The following is a 25,043-nucleotide window of genomic DNA, read 5'->3' as shown; positions in this document are numbered from 1 at the left end:
GATCCCGCCGGCGGTCTTGGATTCGGATTCGACCCGGCGAACGACCACGCGGTCATGCAGCGGCCGGAAATTCGACTTTGCCATTTTTGGATGTCTCTGGTGCGGAGGTTGAACGGTTGCCCGTTGCCGGAGCGTCGTTAGCACTCGCAAGTGGGCGAGTGCTAACGACGCTGTCGGGTAGGCTGTAAGCTCATACTAGTCAAGACGAAAGAGGGACGGGCGAAGTGCAAAAATCGCGTGGCCCTGCGAGCGCAAGACGCCCTCGCTGTTCGTGACTGCCTGTGACGGGCCTTAACACGCAAGCAAGTTGTAACGGGCTTGCAAAATTCGCAGAGCTTGGCCACAGCGCGCTTCGCTAAATGGCCGGAGCTCGGAGAGAACATGGTTTCCGACTGAAGGAGCTGCTCGGCAAAAGGTTTGATCAAGAGGTGCAATTCTTCAAAGGCTGACAGAAGGACAAGAAGGGCGTAGGAGCCCTCATCCCCACTTCGATTTATGCGGCGCGCCGGATGGCAAGCGTCGTCAACCCGCGGTCTGGAATGCCGATCCTGGAGCTTGGCGCGGGAACCGGCGTCATCACCAAGGCAATCCTGGAGAGGGGCATCAAACCGCATCAGTTGGTGTCGGTCGAATACTCCAGGAATTTCTACGACGGCCTGGTGCAACGCTTCTCGGGCGTGGACTTCAGATTGGGCAACGCATTCCAGTTTTATGAATGTCGCCTCCGCCTGTCGTCCAACCGATGCGCCCATTCCGGAACTTTCTTACCGCCGGCGAGCAATCCTGCAAAAGACACTTGCAAGCCTTTTGCCATGATCTGCAGCGTCGTCAATGTGACATTATTTTTCTGACGCCCAGTCCGAGGCGATCCTGCTCTTTCAGGGTGGTGAACGTTGACCGCGGCATCAGATGCTTGTCGATCGGCCGGAAGGATCGGCTGCCATCGACCCAAATATCTGCGGATCGCAGCCGAATTCGCAAAGCCGCTAGCGTTGCAATCTCATAGAGCCGGCGCTCGGGCTTCTCCTGCCCGAAGATGAGTTTTCGATCGGTCTGGTGAGCAACCTTGCTTCAATGTCGGAGGCGGCTGGCCGCTATGCCCTTGCCCATGTCCACGTCATAAGGGGGAGCGCGGGATTTTCGGCAAGGCGAGCGGCCGTTCGACTATGTATCGTTCAAGGCCGGCTATGGCGACGCTGTCAGCAACGGTGCCTGGCTGGTCTACAATGGCTATGACGGCAAGCTTGCTAAGACGGTGTTCGCGGAAGGCGGGCCGACCTGGTGGCCTTCGGCAAACTCTTCCTTGCCAATCCGAATCTCGTGCGCAGGCTCTGGGAAGGAGCCGAACTGAACACACCAGACAAGTCCACGTTCTATGGCGGCGGCGCCAAGGCCTATATCGACTATCCGGCATTGGCGTGAATACGACCATATCCGCGCGCAGGGCAGGGCGCCTGCGCCTCCTGCTGGATGGGTTTTCGTCGTGGCTGAAATTCGATCGCTCTCGGATCGACTAGCAGCGCCTCCTCGGGATCAAACACCTAGCAGCCTGCTTTGTGCCGCGTGCCTTTCCAAAGTGCTATGTCGACGCGCCGAAGTGTGGCCGACGTTCGAACGATATGCGATGCTCCTTCTCGGTCAAGAACCGGCGTGCCAGATCAGTATCGCGTATGCCTACCCGTGACACCCATTCAGAAAACAGGCGAACCGCGCGTCGGTTCATATGCCGCGAAGGACAGACCAGCCAGTATCCCGGAAACTCGATGACCTCGAACTCGGTCGATACCGGAACCAGAGAGCCCGACGCCAGGTCCTCGAATGCGATGGAAGTGCTTTCCAGGACCACGCCTGCGCCATCCTTCGCCAGTTGAACCGACATCGATGAACGGTCGAAGCGATAGGGATACGTCATGCGGGCGCCCAGGATACCGTTGCGCGGCAGCCAATAATCCCACCGGAAATAGGCCTTCACGCTGTCGATCAGTCTCGCATGGCGAATCTGTTCGCGCGGATCGGCCGAAAGTGCACGCAGTTCGGCAAGGTATGAAGGCGAACACATCGGCAGGATCAGGTCATTGATGACGCAGTTCGAGTAGAGATCGGCCCAGCCGCCGTCGCCATAACGCAGATCCAGATCGATAACCTCCGTTTCGAAGTCCGAGAAATTGGGCGTGGCGTCGATGCGCAAATTCCAGCTTGGATAGTCCTTGCTGAATTCGGCCAATCGAGGCGCCAGCCACTTCTCGCCAAAAGAAGGACTGACGCGAATGCTGAGCTGGGAGCTTTCATGCTGCCGCACGATGGCGTTTCGCACCTCGCGTATAGATTCGAACGCCTGGGTGGTGGTCTGGTACAGCCGTTCGCCGTCGATCGTCAGGGAGAGATGGCGCTTTTCGCGCTGAAAGAGCCGCACCCCGAGTTGGTGTTCAAGCAGCCGCAACTGCTGGCTAACCGCCGATGGTGTCACCCGCAATTCTTGCGCAGCCTTGGCCACGCCGCCAAGCCGCGCAACCGCCTCAAAATGGGTCATCGAATTGAACTTGAGAGTTGACATCGATCCGGTCAGTTAAGCTCAGCTACACAGAATGTTAAGAAATGAGAATTGAGCCGAATGTCAATCGGTCGCATGATCTGGTGGTCTCGGGAGGAGATGCAGAATGGAAGCGGGTTCAGCCCAAAGCTTGGGTAGTGCCGGCAATGTGCCGGGAGTTGGACAGGCATTGAGCAGGAAGCTCCTGATCGAAGCTTCCAATGTCGAGAAGAACTACGGCGCGACACAGGTCCTTCGGGGGTGAGTTTTCAGGTTCGGGCTGGCGAAATCCACGCGCTCCTAGGCGGCAACGGCGCCGGCAAAAGCACTCTCATCCGCATCATCACGGGGCTGACCTCACGCGATGCCGGCGACATTGGCTTTGCCTCGTCCAAGGCCGGCCACACCAGCCCGATCATCGCGGTGGTGCATCAGGAGCTGGCGCTGTTGCCCGAGCTGTCGGTCGCCGAAAACATCGGCATTGTGCATGCAAGGTCGGGCTGGTCGCAGATCAGCCGTCGCCGCATGCGGGAAATTGCGCTTGATGCCCTGCGCCTGATCGACCCGGCGATCGGCGAAGAGATCATTGATCTGCCAGCACGCAAATTGTCCCTCCACGAAGGCCAGATCGTCGAGATCGCTCGTGCCCTTTCCACCGGAGCCGAAGTGCTGCTCCTTGACGAGCCCACGGCCAATCTCACCGCCGGCGAGACGGCCAAACTCTTCTCGGTATTGAAGCGGTTGGTGCGCGAGGAAGGCATGGGCATCGTCTTTGTTTCGCACCGTATGCGGGAAATCCGCGAGCTATGCGATGTTTGCACGATCTTGCGCGATGGCGTCACGATCGCGAATGCAACGCCCCTTGCCTCGCTTAACGACGCCGAGATCGTCCGGCAGATGGGACAACCCGCGCAGCGTCCGGCAACGCACCGAAGCCCACAAAAGGGCCTCCAGCAGGGCGCACCAATCGAGCTGCTGGGTCCCGACAACGTCAGGATCGCGATTTCGTCCGGCACCATCCTGGGATTGGCCGGCGCACCCGCGGGTCCGACCGGTCTCATAGCTCCCCTTGTCGGCGCGGGACCCGGAGCCGGTTGGCGCCTTTCCGGCGAGGGTTTTGCGGACCGCTTCTCGTCTCCAGCGGCAACGGCGCGCGCTGGTATCGGCTTCGTCTCAGGCGACCAAGCTACCAAGGGCATCCTTTCGCAGCTTCCCATCGTCGACAACGTGCTTGCAGCGCGCAGGGTGCGCGAGAAGCGGCGCATCGTTGCGGCGGCCGAAAGGCAGGAATGTCGTGATCTCGTTTCGGCGCTGAAGTTGAAAGCCGGCTCGATCTGGGATCTGCCGGCTTCGCTGTCCGGCGGCAATCAGCAGAAGCTTCTCGTCGCACGCTGGCTTGGACTGCCGCTCAAGATGGTGGTGCTGGAAGAGCCGACCCGAGGCGTCGACATCGGCACCAAGCACGACATCTACGCCTTGATCCGGGAGATGGCAGACGCCGGCGCGATCGTCATCTGGTGGTCGACCGAGAACGCCGAACTGCTCGAGCTTTGCGACGCCATTTTCGCCTTCGACACCGATGGGCGGCCAAAGGGATTTCTGCCTGAAGAACGCTACACCGAAGGCGGGCTCGCCGTGACGGGGATGGCGGCATGACCGACGCAACCAACGGCGCCACGACAAACGACAAAGGCCGGGCCACCAGGTCCCGCGTCCCAGCAGTTCTTTTATCCTATCGCACGGAAGCCGCGATTGCCGGGGCAATCGTTGTCCTGCTGCTGGCCGTCGGCATGTTCGTGCCCGCCGCACTCAGCATGGGCAACGTCCAAAACATCATCCAGGCCGCCGCGCCTCTCATCATCATGTCACTCGGAGTTTTGCTGGTCGTGGTCACGGGCGGCATTGATCTTTCCGTCGGCTCAGTTTTCTCCCTAACCGGAATGGTGACTGCGCTGGCGATGGCCAGTGGCGCTGATGGACTGACCGCGAGTGCTGCCGGCCTGGCGGTCGGTCTTGTGTTTGGTTCGATAAATGGGCTTCTGGTCACGGTCGTCGGGCTCGCGCCTTTCGTCGTCACGCTCATCACCTACGCGGTGGCGGGCAGCCTGGCCTTCATCGTCACCAATGGTCGTTCGATGCCGATCGGCGCGCCGGATTTCTGGCTCCTGAATTCGGGCGAAATCATTCCCGGCATACCCAACCATCTTCTGTTCTGCATTATACTGATGGTCGTGCTGGAATACATCCTGCGCAAGGTCGTGGTGGGACGCTGGTTCTATGCCGTCGGCTCGTCGGCAGTTGCAGCCCGGCTGCTCGGCATCCCGGTGCTGCGCATCAAGTTCGCGGCCTATGTAGTATCCAGCCTGCTTGCTTCTTTCGCCGGGCTGTTGACCGTCAGCTACATCCTCAACGCCGAAGCGATGGCAGGGGCCAGCCTTATGCTGCAGGCGATTGCCGCCGTCGTCATCGGCGGGGCCAGCCTCTTTGGCGGAACAGGCAGTGCCATTGGCGCTGTGCTGGGCGCTCTGATGATCACCTGCATCCAGAACGGCGTGAATCTCATCGGCGTGAACAGCTTCTGGCAAGGCTCCGTCACAGGCGCCGCAATCCTGCTCGCGGTTCTGATCGACCGCTTCAGCAACAAGAACCGCATCTAGATCATCAACGGGAGGAACCAAGATGAAAATGAAGACCATCCTGCTTGCGGCAATGGCCGCGGCCGCACTAAACAGCGCGTCATACGCTGAAGACAAGAAGACCGTAGCCTACATCGCCCCATCGCTGGATATCTCTTACTGGCAATGGGTCGGCTACGGCGTGAAGGAAAAGGCCAAAGAACTTGGCATGAACTATGTCGAGTATTCGTCGGAGAATTCACCCGCCAAGCAGATGGACAATGCCAGGACAGCCGTCACCAAAGGTGTCTCGGCCATTGTGATCGGGCCCGTCAGCTCGACGTCGACACCGCCGCTGCTCGACTATTTGGCGAAGCAGAAGGTGCCGATCGCCTTTGCCGGCATCGGGCCACAGCCGGGCCTCACGAACTATACGTCCTCGGTCACCGCGAACAACTATGAGACCGGCAAGGCGCAGGGGAAATTCACTTGCGACCTCGCCAAGGAGCGTGGCGGCAACAAGGTTGGCATGTTGTCCCTGCCGCAGGACCGGGAGAATGCCCAGAAGTATCTCAAGGGCGCCAAGGAGGCGTTTGCAGCCGACGGCTGCGACCTCGTCCAGATGCTAGAGACCCGGGGCCTAACCATAAACGAAGCCGTCACCCAGGCCAACGACCTGTTGACCGCCAATCCCGACGTCAAGGCCATCTATGGGATGTATGACGAAGCCGGGACCGGCGCCGCCAAGGTGGTCGAGACCCGGGGGCTGACCGGCAAGATCGGCATTACCGTCGCCGACGGCTCGCCAACCACGATCGCGCTGCTGAAGAAGGGAGCGATCCAGGGCATCTTCTTCCGGGAGGCGGTGGGACAGGGCATCGACGGCACCCAGCAGGTCTACAATGCGCTGGCGGGCGCGCCGGTGACCCAGGACATGGCCTTGGTCATGCCTCTCGTGACTGCCGACAAGGTCGACAGTCCGGAGGCCAAGAAGGTCATCGCTCGCGTGTTCCCGCCCAGCAACTGACCGCCACCTAATGGACCCGCCGGCAATGCCGGCGGGTCCAGACCCGAGCGAGGAATACCGACCGTGGCCGAGCTGCCGTTTATCGATCCGCACCATCATCTGTGGGACCTGGAGGCCAATTATTATCCGTGGCTAACCGACGGGTTAAGCCGTCGGCCTTCGGCGACTACGAGGCGATCCGCAAAAGCTACCTTCTCGACGAATACCTGGAAGACGCCAGGAACCGGAACCTGGTGAAATCTGTGCATCTGGATGTGGGGTTCGATCCCAGCGATCCGGTCGGGGAAACCCGCTGGCTGCAAGAGATCGCGAACAAACGGGGCTTCCCCCACGGCATCGTCGGCTATGCCGACCTCTCGAAACCCGATTTGGGCGACCTTCTCGATCGGCACATGGAGTATCCGAACTTCCGGGGCATCCGGCAGTCGATGAACTACCATCCCGACGCCGCCAAGACCTATCAGGCGCGGCCGGACGTGAGCCGGATCCCACAATGGCGACGGGGGTTTGGCGAACTGGCGAAACGCCGGCTGAGTTTCGACCTGCAGCTCTACTACCCACAAATGGGCCAGTTCCTCGAGCTCGCGCGCGACTTTCCCGACGTCCAGATCATTCTCAACCACACCGGCATGCAGGTCGACGGCCCCGAGCATTTTGGCGCCTGGAAAAAAGGCATGCACCAGTTGGCGCAAGCGCCAAATGTCGCGTGCAAGATATCGGGCCTGGGCATGGGCGACTGGAAATGGACCGTGGCGACGATCCGTCCCTATGTCGAGGAAGCGATCGCAGCCTTCGGCGTCGGCCGCTCGATGTTCGCGACGAACTTCCCGGTCGACAAGCTGTTCTCGAGCTTCGACGCCATCGTGAACGCCTTCAAGGAAATCACGATCGCCTACCCGCACGAGGAGCGGCTCGCGTTGTTCCATGACAACGCCGCCCGGTTCTACCGACTCTAGATCATCGCCAAATAGAAATAGCAGGAGAGTTCGACATGTTGCTGAAGGGCAAGGCCGTGGTTATTTCGGGCGCCGCGAGCCCTCGGGGGATAGGCCGCTCCACGGCAACGCTGATGGCGGAGCACGGGGCGCGCGTTGCAATACTCGACCTCGATGAAGGGCAAGCGCGTGACGCCGCCGCGTCACTTGGATCCGAGCATATCGGCCTTGCCTGCAACGTCACCGACCTCGACGCCTGCAACAGGGCGGCGGCACAAGTGACAGAGACCTTGGGCAGGATCGATGTGCTCTGCAACAATGCGGGCATCACGCAGCCGGTCAAGACGCTGGAGATCAGCCCGGCGGACTGGGACCGTATGCTTGATGTCAATCTGCGCGGGGTCCTCTATCTCAGCCAGGCCTTCATCCCGCATATGCGCGAAAATGGCGGCGGCTCGATCATCTGCATGTCGTCGGTTTCCGCGCAACGCGGCGGCGGCATCTTCGGTGGCCCGCACTATTCGGCTGCCAAGGCGGGCGTGCTCGGGCTCGCCAAGGCCATGGCGCGCGAATTCGGACCCGACGGCATCCGCATCAACTGTGTCACGCCCGGCCTGATCCAGACTGACATCACCGGCGATAAGCTGACCGACGCCATGCGCATCGACATCATCAAGGGTATCCCGCTCAGCCGGCTGGGCGACGCGCGCGACGTCGCTGGCGCCTATCTCTTCCTCGCTTCCGATCTGGCCAGCTACATCACCGGCGCCGTGATCGACGTCAATGGTGGGATGCTGATCCATGGTTGAGGGGACGACGGATCTCGAGATGCCTCGCGCCGGCAGCAACGTCAGCCTCGCCGAACGAGCCTACCGAATCCGCCGACATGCCGTGCGGATGGGTCAAGTCCAGGGCCAAGGTTATGTCGGACAGGCGCTGGGTGTCGCCGACGTGCTTGCCGTCGCCTATTTCCATGCGCTTCGCTACCGGCCGGACGACACGCTGTGGGAGGGACGCGACCGCTTCCTGCTGTCGATCGGACACTACGCCATCGCGCTCTACGCGGCACTGATCGAAGCGGGCGTCCTGCCGGAGGAAGAGCTCGAGACCTATGGCAGCGACGATAGCCGCATGCCGATGTCCGGCATGGCGGCATACACGCCCGGCATGGAGATCACCGGCGGCTCGCTCGGCCACGGCCTTGGCATTGCCGTCGGTATGTGCATGGGGCGCCCGAGTTGGCCGACGTAACGCCTTACGACGTGGCGCACCTCCCGATTTACGCCGTCCTGCTGATGGCCGAGGCCAAGGGCGCCGACTGGCGCATCGTGGCACGAGCCACCCTGAACATCGACCCAGAGCGCCAGCCGGAACGGGCACGTCGCGCCTGGGCGTCGCACCTGGCGCGGGCGCGGTGGCTGGCGACGAGCGATTTGTTGCAATAGCCGCCGCCGTGGACACGGCAGAAGGTCGCATGACCAAGGCAGCTGTTGCCAAAGGCGAACATGGAACTTTTCTAGCGGCGGCGCGTCGAGACTACAAGCCATTTTTCAATGATGAGGGGCGTGTATAGGCGTTGGTCCACGGATCGTTTTTAAGGTTTGCCGATAGGCGGGTGAGATCGCAAACGGAGCTATGATCTTCGCCGAATGCCCTTCAAACACAATGCCACCCGGCGTCACCGAATACCGAAGATGAAGTACAAGGTGACGAATTGGCCGGAGTACGAGGCGGGCCTTCGACGGCGCGGCAGTCTGACGCTGTGGCTGACAGAAGAAGTCTTGGCCGGGTGGCAGGCGCCTCGACGCACGACGCGTGGCGGCCAACCCCGCTATTCCGATCTCGCGATCGAGACGGTCCTGACGCTGAGTTGCGTCTTCGGGCTCCGTCTGCGCCAGAGCGAAGGACTGATGCTCTCGCTGCTTGATCTGATGGGTCTTGATCTCCCGGTTCCTGATCATACGACGCTGAGTTGGCAGCGACATCCGCAGCACGGCCCGCTGCATGTGCTGGTCGATAGCACCGGCTTGAAAATCTACGGCGCCGACCAATGGCTGGAAGACAAGCATAGCGTCAGGTCGCGCCGCACTTGGCGGAAGCTGCACCTCGCGCTAGATGCCGACGCGGCGAGATTGTCGCCCATCGGCTGACCGATCAGGACACCGACGACCGCTAGTGCGACGCGCCGCATCGCGGCGCCGACATCCGATCCCGTGAAGATGGTCGCCATCACGCTCTCCACAAGGGACATTGGGCAGGAGCATTCAACAAACCGAGCAGTTCATCGTCGACCTGCATAACGCTCACCGAGGCGCCCGCCATTTCCATTGAAGTCACGTATTCACCAGCAAGTGAGTAGGCGATTTTCAGACCCGCCGCCTCAAGCAGCTGGGCCACTTTGCGGTACACGATATAAAGTTCTTCCAGCGGTGTGGCGCCAAGACTGTTGACTAGTACCGCTACCTTGGTCCCCGCTACGGGTTTGAGATCGTCCAACAGTCGCTCGACCATCTCTGCGGCAATTTCGTCAGCGGGTTTAAGCGCCCCGCGCCACAATCCTTTCTCACCATGAATGCCCATACCCATTTCAATGGCATCTTCTTCAAGCTCAAATGTCGGTTGGCCCGCCTGTGGTACTGTGCAGGCCGATAGCGCTACTCCTATGGACCGGCAACCAGCCATGGCCTTTTCAGTCACGGCTTTCACCTCAGGTAGACTAAGTCCCCTTTCCGCCGCGGCTCCAGCAGCTTTGAATGCGAATATGATTCCAGCCACACCACGGCGCGTCTCTGCTCGATCCTTGTCTGCACTTGCAACGTCATCGGCCACAATTACGGTGGCGCAGTCCTTGCCCTCAGCGGTCAACATGTCATTGACCATGGCAAACACCATGGTGTCGCCGCCATAATTGGCAATGACTGACAGTACGCCCCCGCCGCAGTCAGCCGCGTTCAGGCACTCGGATATATCGTCGTACGACGGGCCGGCGAACACATGCCCGACAGCGCAGGCATCCAGCAGTCCTTCTCCGACATATCCGGCAAACAACGGCAAGTGCCCGAAGCCACCGCCGGAAACAACTCCAACTTTGCCTCCGGCCTTTTTCTTAGCCCGTTCAACGACACGGCCGTTGCTGCCTGAAATCCTGTAGGCACCCTGGTGCGCCAAGCTCATCCCCGCCAGCGCTTCATCCACATATTTCTCAGGACTGTTGATCAGCTTCTTCATGTTCTCGCTCTGCCAGTCTATCGCCTCGGTTCTTATCCGGTGGGGCCCCAAGCCACTGCAGTGTTTTCAAAAGCCCTCGCAATCCGTTGGGCTCGGCATTGGCATAGGTAAATGCGGAGGGTTCGCCGGGTTGTGGAACTCAGCCGTGTACTTCATTGGGCCTGCAGCCCCGGCGGCGGCACAAACAGGCTACCGCGCTCACGTTCCAACGTGCGGCCGATGCGAAGTGCCAAGGCATCGTCAAATTTTCTGACAACAATCTGCAGGCCAGCTGGCAGGCCATTTGATGTAAATCCGACCGGAACCACCAGGCTGGCGAGATCGAGGTAGTTCACCAGTCTTCCAAAATGATTGGGGGGCTGGCTTTCGTCTACCTCGGCAAGTGGTACTGGACTTCGATGCGAGCCAGGCGCGACGAACGCGTCAAATCCTGCTGCCGCTTCCTGAAAGCCGATCTGCGCCAGGCGGCGGGTTTCGAGAAGGCGGTAGTAAGCTGGTCCGCTGATGTCGCGGCCGCGGCTGATGCGTTCTGCAATGACCGGATCCACCGGGCTGTCGGGATGGTCGACATAAGCGCTGAGAAGGCCATAGCTCTCGACGCTCATGATTTCGCCGCCACGGCCGAGATAGTCGCTGATGGACAATGGCAGAGCGATTTTCTGGAATTGGGCGCCAAGAGCCGTCAGATCGGCGATGGCGCGATCATGCAGCATCCGGATGTCGGGCTCGACGCCGGCCAAATCCCGCTCGTGGAGCATTCCGATCCGCAGGCGCTTCACGCCGTCCTCGATCGTGGCAAGGGAACGGACGGAGGGAACGTGCCACGTGGCGACATCGCGAGGATCTGACCCCACCATAGCTTCCAACAGAAGCGCGGCGTCTCGGACGGTACGGGTCATCGGCCCGACGCTGTCATGTGTCGGGCATAGCGGCACGACGCCGCCGCGCCCAACTAGCCCGACTGAAGTCTTGAGGCCGACGATTCCGCACCAGGCGGCAGGCGTTCGGATCGAGCCGCCAGTATCGGTACCCAAAGCGGCTGGGGCGAATCCACCAGCGACCGCTACTGCCGAGCCGCTGCTTGACCCCCCTGCAACGACATGAGTGTCCAGACCCCAGGGATTGCACGGCGCGCCCTGCACTTGGTTTGTTCCCCATCCGCCATAGGCGAACTCAACCATGTTGGTGCGGCCGATGGCCACCATACCTGCGGATTCGAGCTTTTCGACGGCATTTGCCGAGCGGGTTGGCAGCCTGTCATTGAGAGCGTTTGAGCCGGCGTTCGTGTAATGGTCGGCCTGATCGAAGATGTCCTTTACGGCTAGCGGCACTCCAAGCAGGGGGGAGGTGGAAGTTCCTCTTGCTCGTGCTGCGTCCGCAGCTCGGGCGCGTGCCAGCGCGCCGTCCTCATCGACCTGACAAAAGGCGTGCAGCCGGCCATCCAATGCCGCTATGCGCCTGATGAGTTCGGTCACAGCTTCCACGGACGACAGTTCCCGCCGAGCGAAGCGATCCGACAGTTGCTCGATTGACCAGAACGGGTCAAATGTCATTGAACAAATCCTTTGTGCTGCTAGGCAGCCGATCCGCGACTTCCAATCACTGCGTCAACGACCAAGACTGCCGCTACGTTGACGACGACGATGACCGACGACACGGCAAAGACCGCCGGGCTAAAGGATGTATTCGCCTGTTGGAAAAGCCAGATGGAGAGCGGGAAGACATCGACGGAGTAGAGAAAATAGCTCAGCGTGAATTCGTTGAAAGACAAGATGAAGACGAGGATGGCGCCGGATGCGATACCGCCGCTGGCAAGCGGCAAGACGATCTGCCGAAAGACCTTCGGCGCGGAAGCACCAAGCGTCATCGCAGCCTCCTCCAACATGGGATCAATGCCCCGCATCGCCGCCATGCAGTTGCGCATGAGGAACGGCAGCCCGATGATCGAATGAGCGACCACGATCTGAAAAATACCAAAATCGAGATCGGACGCGCTTACCAGCACCAGCAAGGCAATTCCAAGAACAATGGCTGGAAATACCACCGGCAAGCCCATCAACTCTTCGATAAGTGTCTTACCCGCGAAACGATATCGCACCAGCGCATAGGAAGCCGGGACACCAGCAAGCACACACACAAGCGAAGTGAGAGCCGCGATTTCCAGGCTGACAAGCAATGACTCCCGCAATCTTCCGATGCCGGCGTCCGGACCGACCAGCATTGTCCAGACCTCCTGATACCAGCGCAGTGAAAGCGCCGGCGGCGGAAACTGCAGCGTCTCGCCGCTGGTAAATGAAATCACCAGGACCATGCAGATTGGTGCAAGCATCAGCGCCAGCAGCATGCAAGTAATGCCTTTGACGAGCTGCCACTCGATTCCGAAGCGCCCGGTTGCGGTCGGCATGCTCATCGCTTGATCTCCACGTTAGTGCGGACGATGAGGCGGTTGAGCGACTGCACGGCGAGTGCCAAAAGGATCAGCAAGACCGAAAGCGCTGCACCGAGCGGCCAGTTAGAAAGCGAGCCCATCTGATCGCGGATTACAACCGCAATCGTCGTCACCTTCAACCCGCCAAGCAGCAACGGCACGACAAACGCACCCGTATTGAACCCGAAGACAAGAATGGCGCCCGCAGCCATGCCCGGCCAGGCCAACGGCAGAATTATGTGGCGATAGGTTCTGATCCGGTTTGCCCCAAGAACATTTGCTGCCTCTTCAAGCGATAGAGGAATTGAGCGCAGCGCGGCGGCGGCGGGCAAGACGGCAAGCGGGATGCTCGTCTGAACGAGTCCGAGCATGACACCCGTGCGGTTGAAGAGCAGCGAGAAGGGCCGTTCGGTTCCCGTTACGGCTGAAATTGCTTGGTTTAGGAGCCCATTCGGCCCGAGAATAGCCATCCAGCCGAAGCTTTGCACGAGCAGGCTGATGATCATCGGCAACAGGATTGCAATTAGCACGAGCCGTCGGGCGAATGCTGATGTCGTCCGTGTCAGGAAAAGCGCGATGGGGAAGGCTACGAGGGTTGTTATCAGAGCACTCAGCAGTGCCATCCAGATTGTGTCTACTATGATGCCGATGTTTCTGGCGCTGGCCAATTGCGTGTAGGCCCTCAAACTCCAGCCTGTCCATTCGGCATTCCGTTCTCCGACGCTCATGCGCAGGACGACCAGGGCGCAGACCAACAGGAGACCGATCAGCGTGCCAGCCGGAAGAAGAAGAAGCCTGATCGGCGGCTTGCGGATCGGCGCGTCTTTTTCCATCGACGGAAGCGGAGCGATGGGGTTCTCGATCGCGGTCATTGGCTAACGATTCTCGCTTTGCCGGAGTCGATCGTAACCCAAGCGGTATCGCCGGCAGATGAGGCAAGTCTGTTTTCGGTCGACTGCGCAATAAGCGTGTTGCCGCCGGGGAGCACGATCTGCCAGCGGTGGAGACCGCTGCGAAACTGTGACGACACCACCTGGCCCTCAAAAGCGCCGCCGGGGTCGGCGGAATGAACGATTGTCTGCTCGGGTCGAAAAATGACAAACGCTCCTTCACCTATGTCGGTGCAATTTGCGACACGAATTGCGAGCCCGGCGTCGGTCTGCACCAACGATGTCCCGTTCGCCTGGTCGAGTACGCGCGCGATCCGAAGGGTGTTGGTGTCGCCGAGAAAATCGGAAACGAACCTAGAGTTCGGTGCGTCGTAAATTTCCTCCGGCGTCCCGGCTTGAAGGATCTTGCCAGCATTCATGATGATGACGCGGTCCGACATCATAGAAGCCGTTTCCTGATCGTGCGTAACGTAGACGGCCGCAATGCCGAGCTGCTTTTGGATAGCCCTAAGTTCGACGGCCATATAGTCGCGAAGGCGCCGGTCGAGTGCCGCCATCGGCTCGTCGAAAAGGACCAGCGCCGGTTCAGTCACCAATGTCCGTGCCAAGGCCACCCGCTGAAGCTGCCCTCCGCTCAGTTCGCTTGGTCGTCGTTCCGCAAACTTTTCGGGCGAAAGCTGTACGAGTTCCAACGCTTTGGCGACTTTGGTTTCGATCAGGTTGCTGGCCAGACCCTGCATGCGCAGGCCAAAGGCGACATTTTGTTTGACGCTCATGTGCGGAAAGATTGCCAAGGACTGGAAAACCAAACCGACATTACGCTTGTGCGGCGGCTTTCCCGCAACGTCTTTGCCGAGAATGCGAACCTCTCCAGAAGTCGGCGAATCCAATCCCGCAATAATGCGCATGATCGTCGTCTTACCGCAGCCGGAAGGACCTAGGATTGACATGATCTCGCCCGGTTGCACGTCCAGATCGATATGGTCGACAGCCCTCACAGCACCATGAGCGAAGGTGCGTGAAAGGTTGCGGATCTCAAGGACAGGATTCTGTTCCATGTCACCTCAGAAGGTAGCGTTTGTGAAAGATGATGCGCACCGGTGTTGGGCCGAGTGGCCAGCCCAACACCGAACGTGATCTTACATCACTGCGTCTGTGTAGCGCTGGATCCACTCGTCACGCACGGACGCAAGGAAACCAGAATCCAGTCGGTTGGCGCGTTCCTTGATCACTTCGGGGCTTGGAATGAATGGGCTCTTCTTTGCCTTCTCCGACAAGATTGCATCTTGGTTGATTGGACCGTACCAGACCTCCTCGGCCATCTTCCCTTGCACCACTGGATCAAGAGCGTGATTAAGGAAGGCATTCACGGTCGCAGCATCGCCTGGGTGACCTTTCGGGACAACCATGTACTGAAGATCCACGAAGAAACCTTCGGCCAGATCGTACATGCCACCAATGTTGAACTCCGGATTCGGGATGAATGTCGAGAACGTTAGAGGGGACATTACACCTGCTGCATTCACAGCGTCCGAACGGAACAAGTCGGCGATTTGGTTCGAGTTCGTCGTGATGGCCAAGGCCTTACCCTTCATCTTTTTCAGCAGTTCGAATCCGGGGGCAGGATTCTTGAGGTCACCGCCAGCGGCCTTCGCTGCGACAATTATCAGCTCAAGCGCACCGAGATTATCCGGTGTGGGAAGTACGATCTTACCCTCATTGGCCGCGTCCCAGATTACATCGTAGGATTTCGGTGGGGTGGTATAGCGCTTCGTATTGTAGATAAGACCATCGCTCCAAAGGAAGTAGCCGATCCCATGACCATTGGCACCGGTTTGATACTTGGGATCAACCCCGGAAAGGTTGGCGATTGCGCTAGTATCGGGCTTTTCTAGAAGCCCGGCATCGGCCAAAGAGTCCGCGCCAAACCCCGATAGGACGACGACATCATATTGCGGCTTGGATGCGGACGCCTTGATCTTCGCAATCATATCTGATGTGCTGCTGGTCAGGTCGGCAATGACCTTGGCGCCGGTCTTTGCCTCGAAGGTTTGCATAATGTTCTTGACGGCAGCCTGGCCAGTCGGATCGGACCACGTAAGGACCCTGATCTGCTTTCCTGCAAACTCCTGTGCAGAGGCTGATCTGATCAGAGGTGATGGCAGCGTTGAAGCTGCAATTGCAGCCGAGCCGGCAAGAAAGCTTCTGCGGTCAACGCGGATATTAAAGACTTTGTCCGTCATGCTCTTTACTCCCTTTGTTAGGACCCCTCTTAATTTCTGATCACTTGATCAGAAGTGCACGCCCGTTCGAACCGGTGAGGCGCTCAACCCCATTGCTCGTCACGACGACAGTTTCACTGATGCCAAACCCACAGGCCAGCGCCAGCATGTGGAAGGCCATACCTTCCTTTAGTTCCCAATCTTCTTGTTCGTTGAAGTCGAGCGCTTCCCATTCGGCGGTCTTGGGCGGGAAGCCGATGCCGGTCGAGTAGCCACTGCGGTTGTAATAATCGGGCCGGATCTTGCGGATCGGCTTTCGCACCAGTGCATCGACTTCGCGGGCTGAGGCACCAGGCTTCATAGCCGCAATACCAGCATCCTGAGCGGATACAACAACGTCAGCGGCCCGCCTTACCTCATCCGACGCGTGGCCGATGGCCACCGTGCGCATCTGTGTTGCATGATAGCGTTCGAGACAACCGTAGAGCTCGAAAAGCACCAATTCACCACGCTGAATGATCTTCGGGCTCCAGTTCGCATGGCAGACGTTATAGCGGTATCCGGACATGATATGGTGCGGTAGGCCGGTATACTCGCACCCGGCGTTGACGCCGGCCGCGAAAACCGCAGCAGCAACCTGGGCCTCCGTGGCCCCATCGCAAATGGTCGCAAACGCGACCTGCTGCTCGATTTCGGCGATCTGTGCTGCACGTCGGATGTAGCCCACCTCGGCGGGTGATTTGATCACGCGAACGCGATCGACAAGCAAGCTCGCATCCACAATCGTGGCATCGCTAAGTCCATTGGTCAGCGCATCTGCGATTGCAGACGTCAAAAACCAGGACCTTTTCTCCAGTCCGATGCGTTTGCCGGCGGTACCGAAACCGCGCACCAGGGCGAGCGTTTTTTGGATGAGATCGTCGCCCTCTTCCAGGTGGAGGCGTCCGGGAGCCACGAATATTCGTCGACATTGCCCTTTTCCAGAAAGCGCAACAGCAGTTGCGGGTCACCGGTCTGAGCGAGCACGACGGTCTGATAGGCGAAATAACCCGATGTCTGGTGTCCCGTGAGGTAGTAGATATTCTCCGGTGCGTGCAGCAAAAGAATATCGATGCCCCGCACCGACATTTCTGACTGCACCTGCGCTACGCGCGTCTTGAATTCTTCAGTTGTAAACGCTTGCCGGTTGCCGGTCATGTGCTCATCCCATGTATGTGCATTTAAAGTGCCGAAACAGAGAGTCGAAAGTGGCGGCCTTCGCGGAACGGGGCGCAATCGGCGGGAGGGTGCCGTCTTGACCACGCGATCCGCGAAGGCCGCCTGACCCGCTGCTCGTCGCCGACGAGCACCCGGCCTGATCCCGGATCCACGACTTGGGGTAAACTAGTCGTCCGGGTGTCTCAACTTGATCAATGATAACCGGACACTGCCCAGAGGCAGCAACGGTTGCCAGGACCCCTTCCGACTGACTTAAAGTGCGATCTGCCATTGGTCTCAGCCTGCCGACTCGACATCCACGCATAACCCATACTTCCATATTATGGGATTTACAAGAGCTTCTTTTCATATAATGATAAAAAGCATCGAAGATGCCTTCAATACCGTTCACAGGTGACAACCCCTCCATGACCATTGCCCGACACTTTGCAGATTTCCTTTTCGATGTCCGCGAGATCAACGGTCCCGCTGCTGAACAAGCGAAAACGGCGGTTCTGGACTTGACGACAGCCGCGCTCGCCGGCGTCAATGAAGATGCTACGGTCGCAACGCGAAAGGCGGCCCTGTCCGTGTGGCAGCATGGAAACTCGCCGATTTGGTTCACAACGCATCGCACCAGCGCGGCCGGTGCAGCTCTCGTCAATTCTACAAGTGCGTCGAGCTTGGATCTGGATGATGGTCATCGCGCGGCGGCCGGACATCCCGGGGCATCGATCATTCCCGCTGTTATGGCCATGGCAGCCGAATGCAGATGTCCAACCAACAGGATACTACCCGCGATCGCGCTCGGCTATGAGATCGCCGTCCGCGTGGCTGCCTCGCGGGATTTTGGAACTCTGACGACACTCGTTTCAGGCCCATGGGTTGGCTACGGCGCTGCCGCAGCGGGGGCTTGGTTGCGCGGCCTAGAGCCGCGTGCAATCGAGCAGGCCATTGCCATCGCCGGCTCGACTGCGCCGAACCTTTCCGCGGTCGCATACTCGAAGGTGATGGGCAATCACTTGAAAGAAGGCATCCCCTGGGCAACCGCGACAGCTCTGGTTGCCGTCGAACTCGCGGCCCAGGGCTTTACCGGGCCAGTCGATCTTCTTGACAACGAAAGCATCTTCCACCGTGGTCGCCTGCTCGATGGGCTTGGAACCGAGTGGGCGATCAACGGCATTTATTTCAAGCCTTACGGCTGTTGCCGTTGGGCGCATTCGGCAATTGATGCTGTCTTGGCCCTTAAGGCGCAGCATGGGATGAATGTCACCGAAATACATGCGATAGAAATAGAAACGTTTTCATGGGCACTTCGTCTGAACAACGAAGTGGCGCCGCGCACAACGGAATCCGCCCAGTATAGCGTCCCATTCTGCGTGGCCATGGCATTGACAAAAGGAGCCGAGGCGCTTTTGCAGATCACGAACAGGGACTTAGCTGATTCCGGGACCATCGCACTTGCCAGGCGAATTCAGTTGCGGGTTGATCCCGATTTTGACGCGGCATTCCCTCAGTCTGTTCCAGCACGCGTGGTAATAAGGACGAACAACGAGCGGCTGTCTAAGGAGGTCCTCGCCCCAACGGGTGAGCCCACAAACCCGATGGGCTGGGCTACTTTGGAGAACAAATTTCGAAACGTGGCAGAGCCCAGGCTGGAAGAGCAGCATATGGAAATCTTTCTCGCAGCATTCCGGGATCTTCGACAGGGCGAGCTTGGCAGGCTGATTGAAACTTTGCAGCGACCAATTCCGCGCCTTTCGTCGATAGACGAGCCTGCATTCGAGGCAACGAGCTGTTAGTCCCGTGTAGCTAGCCTCGTTGAGAGCTGTCGTGATAATGGGGCGACGACCTTATGGATCGTTTTGATCCGCCGGCTGGTTGATCGAGGTGCACGTGAAGACGACGACCGAAAGCGAGGAGAAGGCGACGGGAACGCAATTGCTCGATCGTTCCGTCGCTATCTTGAATCATCTTGGAGAGCTCGGCCGTGGCGGTGCGCGGGTTTCCGAGATTGCCGAAGCCTTCGGCCTAAATATGTCGACGGCACATCGAATCATCACCGGCCTTGAGCGGCATCGCTACATCGAGCGCGACGAGACAACAAAGCGGTACAGACTAGGGCTGGCCCTATTTGCTCTCGGAGCCAAAGCCGCGGACACGACGGGTATGCGGCGGGTTTGTCATCCTGCTTTGATGCGTATTGCGGCCGAAACGGGTGATACTGTTTTTCTTATGGCTCGCAACGGCTTCAACACCGTCTGCGTCGACCGACAGGACGGTGGCTACCGGATCGACAGCCTCACGGGACAGGTCGGTGGCCAGATACCCCTTGGGGTTGGCCCCGCTAGCCAAGCGATCTTGGCCATGCTGCCACCAAACCAAGCCGAGGTCATTCTAGAAACCAACGCACCACAATTCGAGCGCTACCATGGATTGACAGCGGACGAAATCAGGCATGCGCTGCCAGAGATCCGCAGGCGCGGCTATGCCGTCGATGACGGGCACCTTGTGGAAGGAATTTCCGCGATAGCGGTGGCAATCATCCTAGAAGGCGGAAATGTAGCAGGCGCGCTCGCCATCAACATGACTAGCGCAAGGCTGCGGAGGAGCAGCGTAGGCGACTTCATTCAGATTCTGCGACGTGAAATCGACGAAATCGAACGCACGATGAACCCACACGATGTTTCGATTGCCACCTAAGCTGGCAACCTTGTGAGAGCAGAGAGCTATCGAGACGGAAGCCCCTGTCAACTGAAATTTGATCGGAGACACAGGATCGCGAGCTTCTACAGTGCAATAAGGCTGCGCGGTCGGCAATCACCCAGCCCTGGAGCACGAGCCCGGTCGAAGGCCAGATCAACCGCCTCAAGACGAAGCGCCGGATGTACGGGCGCGACGCCTATCCACTCCTAAAGAGCCGACTGCTGAATGCAGCTTGACCTAACCGGACGCAGGGACACCGAAAAAGTAGTCCCTGCACCAAATATGCGGAAGAACCCAGAATTGTCGGGCCATAGATCCGGCGGAGCTATATCGTTGCTGGGCTTAATTCGTGACACTGAAACGCAGCGCGGAGATGCTTCACAATGATTTTGAGCACACATGCAGTCGTTGGCGGCGCGATTGCCAGTCTATTTCCTTCCGATCCCATACTGGCAGCCGTGGCTGGCTTTACGAGCCATTTTGCGATCGACGCCATTCCGCATTGGGACTACCCGCTTCGGTCGATCTCAGTTGGGGAGGGTGCCGACAATCGGCGCCTTAGATTGAACCGAGACGTAGCAATCGATCTGATCTGCATTGGTGTTGACGCCTGCGCAGGCCTAGCACTCGCGATGTGGCTGTTTGCTACACCTTCTTCAGCTTGGGTTGTCTCGCTCGGCGCCGTCGCTGCAATCTCGGCGGATCCCCTGCAGTTCGTGCATAGCATCCATCCACGAGAGCCCCTTGTGTCACTCCAGCGCTTTCATGAGTGGATCCACTCCAACCGTAAGTTGGGTTGGAGGTTAGGGGTCAGCTCTCAGATAACTTTCGCCGCCGTGGTGTCTTCGGTGGCGCAAGCCTTCAATTGAACAAGCAGTTCCTTTAATCGGCAAGTAGATTCCGAAGTGAAAGGCCAGCGGTCACGCCGCCGGCCTTTCATGGCTCGGGAGCGAGAACCATGAGCGCTGTCTTTGACGTCGGATCCACGATCGATCGTATCCGCCATGACTTGGTTGACTGAAGATGCCGCGCTCTGGAGGCGCTCGGTCATGTCGTACGTCGTCTCGACCAGGAATTCTTGGCCTCGGTGGCCCTTGACATCCTGCCATCCGAAGAACTGGCACTGCGCGACAAGGGCGAACAGCCGAATCAGGGCGGCACCGCGGATGAGCCGCCTTGCCGCCATCAAAACACTTATAGGCCTCGTTTTTGCCTTCATGCGACTGCGAGTTCATCCACATCCTCGCCCAGTCCGCTTCCTTGGGTCGGCCGGAACCGGCAGGAGGCACTTGGGCGACAGCCCGCGGCATCGAGGCCGTGTTCCTTTGCTCATGCCGATCCCAAGCGGCTGGCGCTCCGTGGCTAGGGCATGGGCCAATCGATCCACACGGCTAAAGACAACTGTATTCTGCTTTTGTCGTACGCCTCCGAGGAGGGCCGCCTTGTCGGCGAAGGGAGGATGTAGCTGACTGTCGCTATGGATATCGCTACTGACAGTCGCCAAGTCACTCGTCTCGAGATTTTTGACACTGGTCGCCGGCGTCGCTGGTCGGAGGAGGAAAAGCTGCGGATCGTCGAGGAGAGCTATTCGGCTCCGCGGCAAGCATCCGCGACAGCGCGGCGTCACGGGATTTCCAACCCACTGCTGTTTGCTTGGCGCAAGGCGCATCGCGAGGGTCGGCTCGGCGAAGGTGGCGTCTGCGGTTTCGTGCCGGCGATGATCCTACCGGAGCAGCCAAAGAAGGGTCCAGAACCGGCTGGCGGGCGCATGGAAGTGGTGAGCGTGAATGGCCGCAGGGTCATCGTCGAGCCCGACGTGGACGTGGAAGCGCTGCTTCGGATCATGCGCGGCCTGGAAACGCTGCGATGATCCCGATTCCGACGGGGGTGCGGGTGTGGCTGGCGACGGGACACGCCGACATGCGCTGCGGCTTTCCCAGCCTTGCTCTACGCGTGCAGGAGATCTTGAAGAAGGATCCGCTGAGCGGCCATATTTTTTGCTTTCGCGGAAAAAGAGGCGATCTCCTGAAGGTCATTTGGCATGATGGGCAAGGATCGTGTCTGTTTACCAGGCGTCTTGAGCGCGGCCGCTACATCTGGCCATCTCTGGCAGACGGAAGCGTTACGATCTCGACGGCGCAGTTGAGCTATCTCCTGTCCGGGATCGATTGGCGCAACCCTCAGGAAACCTGGCGTCCGACGCGGGTCGGCTAGCATTTACATTTTGAAATTGCAGGCAAAATCTGATTCACTGGCCTCATGACGTTGAAGCCGGATGATCTTCCTTCGGACCTCGCGAGTGCCCTAGCGGCGCTGCGGGCTGAACGCGAAGCACGGTTGCGGGTCGAAGCCGAGCGCGACGTGGCGCAGACGGAGGCCTCCAACTGGCAGGCCGAAGCGGCCAATGCGCAAGCCATGCTGTCCGACACCGAGGCGCGGATCGCGCATCTCGAGCTGCGTATCGAGAAGCTGAAACGCGAACTGTACGGGCAGCGCTCCGAGCGCACGGCGCGGCTGATCGAGCAGTTGGAATTGCAACTCGAAGACCTCGTGACCGCGGCGAGCGAGGACGAGCTTGCCGCGGCCGCTGCAGCGGCGAGGACCCAGAGCGTGCGTTCCTTCACGCGCAAGCGGCCAGTGCGTAAACCCTGGCCAGAAAATATCGAGCGCGAGCGCGTCGTCATCGAGCCTCCCACCACCTGCGCTGCTGCGGCGGATCGCGGCTGTCGAAGCTGGGCGAGGACGTGACCGAGACGCTGGAAGAGATCCCACGCCGCTTCAAGCTGATCGAGACGGTGCGCGAAAAGTTCACCTGCCGCGATTGCGAGAAGATCAGCCAGCCGCCGGCGCCGTTCCATGTCACGCCGCGCGGCTTCATCGGCCCGCAGCTGCTGGCGACGATCCTGTTCGACAAGTTCGGCATGCATGCTCCACTCAACCGCCAGAGCACGCGCTTCAAGGCCGAGGGGATCGACCTGCCGCTGTCGACGCTGGCCGATCAGGTCGGCCACGGAACCTTCGCCGTCATGCCGCTCTTCCAGCTGATCGAGCGCCATGTGCTCGCGGCCGAGCGCCTTCATGGCGACGACACCACCATCCGCATCCTGGCGAAGAGCAGGTGCACGACCGGGCGGATCTGGACCTAGTGCGGGACGATCGGCCCTTCAGTGGGCTTGCACCACCGGCGGCAGTCTACTACGCCTCGAGCGACCGACGAGGCGAGCACCCGCAGAAGCATCTGGCCGCCTTCGCCGGTATCTTGCAAGCCGACTGCTACAACGGCTTCGAGCCGCTGTTCGACCCGCAGAAGAAGGTGCTGCCGATCACGCCGGCATTTTGCTTCGCCCATGCGCGGCGGGGCTTCTTCGAGCTGGCCGACATCGCGAAAAATGCCCGCGAAGGCAAGAAGGGCAAACCGGTCTCCCCGATCGTGCTGGAAGCGGTCAGGCGCCTCGACGCGCTGTTCGAGATCGAGCGCGCCATCAACGGCCGCAGCGCTGACGAGCGGTATGCCGTGCGCCAGGAGGAGAGCAAACCACTTCTCGACGACACGCACGCCTGGTTGCTCCGCGAGCGCGATACTCTCTCGCGCTCTTCCGAGGTCCTGAAGCCGATCAACTACATGCTCAGGCGCTAGGCCGACTTCGCCCGCTTCATCGACGACGGCAGGATCTGCCTCAGCAACAACGCGGCCGAAAGAGCGTTGCGCGGCATTGCAATGACCGATTCATACTGCACCTCCTCTTCAAACGTCCGGAAACAGGGACTTTTGGCTTTCCATTTTGATGCGACACGGGCCTCTGTGACGCGGAAACTGGGTCACTTGATCCTTTTCCAGGTCCGCAGCTCGTATTTGGTGCGGTGCATCGGGTACCACCTGCTCGGTAGGGAGCACGCCCTCCTTGATCAATCGACGGACCCGATGGGCAGTAACCCCAAGCTTTTTGGCGGCTTCCGTCAATGTGAGCCACTCGCCATTCTTTTCGGCGGATCGGTAGCCGTGGATTTTATGGACCGTGCGCAGTGCCCCGACACGGCGCCCAGTCCAGGTTTTGCCTTGCCCGGTCTGCATTCCCATCCGGTTGAGAGTGGCGGCAATGTCTGTGTCGGACCACCGGGTCGCCATAGACCGCATGACTGCAAGGGCGGCCTCCGGAGTACTCTGGCCATGTTCGCCAGCTTTGGGTTTGCGAATGCGCAGCTGGGAGTGCTGGCCGCCTTTCCAGTGGATCGTCAAAATGACTTCACGCTGCTCTTCATCGATGTCAGCAATGATATCAGTCACGAGAGCACGAAGGAGTTGCTGACGACATCGCATGTCGACGTTAGGTGCGCGCCAGGCGGCCTCCAGATCGGTGGCAATGCCAGCAAATTCGGGGACTGGGGTGACAAGATCGATTTGTCGCGCTTGGGCCAAACCAGCTTCACAGGATTCCACGCGCCTGAGCGCTGCCTCCCAGCTCTTCTCCAGTTGGGCAGCGATCAGCCGGTTGTCAGGGTCGCAAGCAGCATAGCGACGTTCAGCGAGAGAGGCCTCGTATCGGGCTTGCTGCAAGTCCAACTCCACCATGCGGTGTCGTTCTTCCAGATTATCCCGATGCGCCCGATCAGCTTCCATTGCGGCCTCGATCGCCATCGGCGTCACGGCCCTCAATATCTCTTTGCCGATAGCAGGGTCGATGCGAGATGCGCCAAAAGTCATGCATCGTGGCTTGGCCAGCATCTGATTGATACGTTCGCAGCGGTAATAGGGATGCCCCGGAGGCCGCCCCGAGTAGACAACGCCCAACCGCCTTCCGCATCGGCCGCAGGCGAGCAAGCCCGCGACAATCTCGGTTCGCTTCTCGCTTTTACCATAGACATAGACCCCAGCGTAGAAGGGGTTCTTCAGGATCGAAATAACGCTTCGATAGCGAACCGGCACCCAGTCGAAGGACACCGTTTTGCGCCCGTCAGAAGGGCGAGGAAAATGGAAATTATCAGCCGTCAGCGAAATCAGCACCTGGCGGGCGCTGCCAAGCTCGCGGAAGCGCGAAAAGATGAGGCGGATCGCCTCTTGTACCCGCAAATCGGGATCAAGCCCCAGCCCATAGTCGCGGTGCCAGATATAACCGATCGGGACACTGAGACGCAGCTCCCCCCGCCGCGCTTTGGCGCGAGCCGCGTCAAGTGCGGATTCCGACGTGAAGCCGGCCGCCATTCCGATCAAACACCGGCCACCATTCCGGTATGAAGCCGGCCACCATTCCAACCAAAGACCGGCCA

At 59.6% G+C, this 25,043-nt stretch carries 20 protein-coding genes and 8 pseudogenes; 15 read left to right on the top strand and 13 right to left on the bottom strand.

Translation table 11 applies throughout. The annotated features are described in order from the left end of the window. Nucleotides 1–84 (bottom strand): annotated as a pseudogene (locus NKJ11_RS32320) (co-chaperone GroES); the annotation flags it as partial. Nucleotides 85–359: 275 nt separating this feature from the next. On the opposite strand from NKJ11_RS32320, the pseudogene NKJ11_RS32315 reads away from it, so the two are divergent. Next, nucleotides 360–704: pseudogene (locus NKJ11_RS32315) on the top strand (class I SAM-dependent methyltransferase); the annotation flags it as partial. A gap of 142 nt (nt 705–846) precedes the next feature. Here NKJ11_RS32315 and NKJ11_RS32310 read toward each other — a convergent pair. Further along, nucleotides 847–1,056, bottom strand: a pseudogene (locus NKJ11_RS32310) (hypothetical protein); the annotation flags it as partial. 67 nt (nt 1,057–1,123) lie between these two features. Between NKJ11_RS32310 and NKJ11_RS32305 the strand changes: the two are divergent. Beyond that, nucleotides 1,124–1,422, top strand: a pseudogene (locus NKJ11_RS32305) (alkene reductase); the annotation flags it as partial. 157 nt (nt 1,423–1,579) lie between these two features. On the opposite strand, the gene NKJ11_RS32300 reads toward NKJ11_RS32305, so the two are convergent. After that, entirely contained in the window at nt 1,580–2,530 is a 951-nt protein-coding gene (locus NKJ11_RS32300) for a LysR substrate-binding domain-containing protein (protein WP_352795093.1), read from the bottom strand. Between the two features lie 261 nt (nt 2,531–2,791). Between NKJ11_RS32300 and NKJ11_RS32295 the strand changes: the two genes are divergently transcribed. The 8 genes and pseudogenes from NKJ11_RS32295 to NKJ11_RS32260 all read left to right on the top strand — a co-directional run. Continuing rightward, nucleotides 2,792–4,186, top strand: a complete 1,395-nt coding sequence (locus NKJ11_RS32295; RefSeq protein ID WP_352795090.1) for an ATP-binding cassette domain-containing protein — start codon at nt 2,792–2,794, stop codon at nt 4,184–4,186. Continuing rightward, a complete protein-coding gene (locus NKJ11_RS32290; RefSeq protein ID WP_352795089.1) occupies nt 4,183–5,187 on the top strand; it encodes an ABC transporter permease in 1,005 nt (334 codons plus the stop codon). The genes NKJ11_RS32295 and NKJ11_RS32290 overlap by 4 nt, the downstream gene beginning before the upstream one ends. A gap of 28 nt (nt 5,188–5,215) precedes the next feature. Next, entirely contained in the window at nt 5,216–6,172 is a 957-nt protein-coding gene (locus NKJ11_RS32285) for a substrate-binding domain-containing protein (protein WP_502905826.1), read from the top strand. A gap of 63 nt (nt 6,173–6,235) precedes the next feature. Further along, a pseudogene (locus tag NKJ11_RS32280) lies at nt 6,236–7,128 on the top strand (amidohydrolase family protein). Between the two features lie 35 nt (nt 7,129–7,163). Next, nucleotides 7,164–7,916 (top strand): SDR family NAD(P)-dependent oxidoreductase, encoded by a 753-nt coding sequence (locus NKJ11_RS32275; protein ID WP_352795087.1) that lies wholly within the window; start codon nt 7,164–7,166, stop codon nt 7,914–7,916. 19 nt (nt 7,917–7,935) lie between these two features. After that, nucleotides 7,936–8,337 (top strand): annotated as a pseudogene (locus tag NKJ11_RS32270) (thiamine pyrophosphate-binding protein); the annotation flags it as partial. 8 nt (nt 8,338–8,345) lie between these two features. After that, nucleotides 8,346–8,552, top strand: coding sequence for a hypothetical protein (locus NKJ11_RS32265; protein ID WP_352795086.1), 207 nt, complete (start codon nt 8,346–8,348; stop codon nt 8,550–8,552). A gap of 204 nt (nt 8,553–8,756) precedes the next feature. Beyond that, nucleotides 8,757–9,277: pseudogene (locus tag NKJ11_RS32260) on the top strand (IS5 family transposase); the annotation flags it as partial. A 59-nt stretch (nt 9,278–9,336) separates the two neighbouring features. Here NKJ11_RS32260 and NKJ11_RS32255 read toward each other — a convergent pair. The 8 genes from NKJ11_RS32255 to NKJ11_RS32220 form a co-directional block, all read right to left on the bottom strand. Beyond that, nucleotides 9,337–10,335: a dihydroxyacetone kinase subunit DhaK gene (locus NKJ11_RS32255; RefSeq protein WP_352795085.1), complete on the bottom strand. Its 999-nt coding sequence runs from the start codon at nt 10,333–10,335 to the stop codon at nt 9,337–9,339. A 152-nt stretch (nt 10,336–10,487) separates the two neighbouring features. Further along, complete coding sequence (locus NKJ11_RS32250; protein ID WP_352795084.1) at nt 10,488–11,888, bottom strand: amidase; 1,401 nt, start codon at nt 11,886–11,888, stop codon at nt 10,488–10,490. A gap of 20 nt (nt 11,889–11,908) precedes the next feature. Beyond that, nucleotides 11,909–12,745: an ABC transporter permease gene (locus NKJ11_RS32245; RefSeq protein WP_352795083.1), complete on the bottom strand. Its 837-nt coding sequence runs from the start codon at nt 12,743–12,745 to the stop codon at nt 11,909–11,911. Continuing rightward, on the bottom strand, nt 12,742–13,635 hold the full coding sequence (locus NKJ11_RS32240; protein WP_352795082.1) for an ABC transporter permease: 894 nt from the start codon (nt 13,633–13,635) through the stop codon (nt 12,742–12,744). The genes NKJ11_RS32245 and NKJ11_RS32240 overlap by 4 nt, the downstream gene beginning before the upstream one ends. Further along, complete coding sequence (locus tag NKJ11_RS32235) at nt 13,632–14,711, bottom strand: ABC transporter ATP-binding protein (protein ID WP_352795081.1); 1,080 nt, start codon at nt 14,709–14,711, stop codon at nt 13,632–13,634. Before NKJ11_RS32235 ends, NKJ11_RS32240 begins: the two co-directional genes overlap by 4 nt. 81 nt (nt 14,712–14,792) lie before the next feature. Further along, nucleotides 14,793–15,896 carry an ABC transporter substrate-binding protein gene (locus NKJ11_RS32230; RefSeq protein ID WP_352795080.1) on the bottom strand — a complete coding sequence of 368 codons (1,104 nt, stop codon included), beginning with the start codon at nt 15,894–15,896 and terminating at the stop codon, nt 14,793–14,795. Between the two features lie 40 nt (nt 15,897–15,936). Further along, nucleotides 15,937–16,767, bottom strand: coding sequence for a M24 family metallopeptidase (locus NKJ11_RS32225; protein ID WP_352795092.1), 831 nt, complete (start codon nt 16,765–16,767; stop codon nt 15,937–15,939). Then, on the bottom strand, nt 16,707–17,072 hold the full coding sequence (locus tag NKJ11_RS32220) for an aminopeptidase P family N-terminal domain-containing protein (protein WP_352795079.1): 366 nt from the start codon (nt 17,070–17,072) through the stop codon (nt 16,707–16,709). Before NKJ11_RS32220 ends, NKJ11_RS32225 begins: the two co-directional genes overlap by 61 nt. A 428-nt stretch (nt 17,073–17,500) precedes the next feature. Here NKJ11_RS32220 and NKJ11_RS32215 point away from each other — a divergent pair, with 428 nt between their 5' ends. Together NKJ11_RS32215 and NKJ11_RS32210 are read left to right on the top strand one after the other, a co-directional pair. Further along, a complete protein-coding gene (locus NKJ11_RS32215; RefSeq protein WP_352795078.1) occupies nt 17,501–18,874 on the top strand; it encodes an MmgE/PrpD family protein in 1,374 nt (457 codons plus the stop codon). Nucleotides 18,875–18,968: 94 nt separating this feature from the next. Further along, on the top strand, nt 18,969–19,775 hold the full coding sequence (locus tag NKJ11_RS32210) for an IclR family transcriptional regulator (protein WP_352795077.1): 807 nt from the start codon (nt 18,969–18,971) through the stop codon (nt 19,773–19,775). Between the two features lie 820 nt (nt 19,776–20,595). Here NKJ11_RS32210 and NKJ11_RS32205 read toward each other — a convergent pair. Continuing rightward, nucleotides 20,596–20,997, bottom strand: coding sequence for a hypothetical protein (locus tag NKJ11_RS32205; protein ID WP_352795076.1), 402 nt, complete (start codon nt 20,995–20,997; stop codon nt 20,596–20,598). Nucleotides 20,998–21,255: 258 nt separating this feature from the next. Between NKJ11_RS32205 and tnpA the strand changes: the two genes are divergently transcribed. From tnpA to tnpC, 3 genes and pseudogenes are all read left to right on the top strand, one after another. After that, entirely contained in the window at nt 21,256–21,648 is a 393-nt protein-coding gene (tnpA, locus tag NKJ11_RS32200; RefSeq protein ID WP_352795075.1) for an IS66-like element accessory protein TnpA, read from the top strand. Continuing rightward, a complete protein-coding gene (gene tnpB, locus NKJ11_RS32195) occupies nt 21,645–21,992 on the top strand; it encodes an IS66 family insertion sequence element accessory protein TnpB (protein WP_352795074.1) in 348 nt (115 codons plus the stop codon). The genes tnpA and tnpB overlap by 4 nt, the downstream gene beginning before the upstream one ends. A 45-nt stretch (nt 21,993–22,037) precedes the next feature. Beyond that, nucleotides 22,038–23,499 (top strand): annotated as a pseudogene (tnpC, locus tag NKJ11_RS32190) (IS66 family transposase); the annotation flags it as partial. Nucleotides 23,500–23,523: 24 nt separating this feature from the next. Here tnpC and NKJ11_RS32185 read toward each other — a convergent pair. Then, a partial coding sequence (locus NKJ11_RS32185) for a recombinase family protein (protein WP_352795091.1) occupies nt 23,524–25,043 on the bottom strand: 1,520 nt, incomplete at its 5' end.

The organism is Mesorhizobium sp. M0243, from assembly GCF_040321775.1.
Classification (GTDB): domain Bacteria; phylum Pseudomonadota; class Alphaproteobacteria; order Rhizobiales; family Rhizobiaceae; genus Mesorhizobium.
The sequence above is the reverse complement of the archived record's forward strand: the minus strand, read 5'-3'. Positions and strand labels throughout refer to the sequence as shown.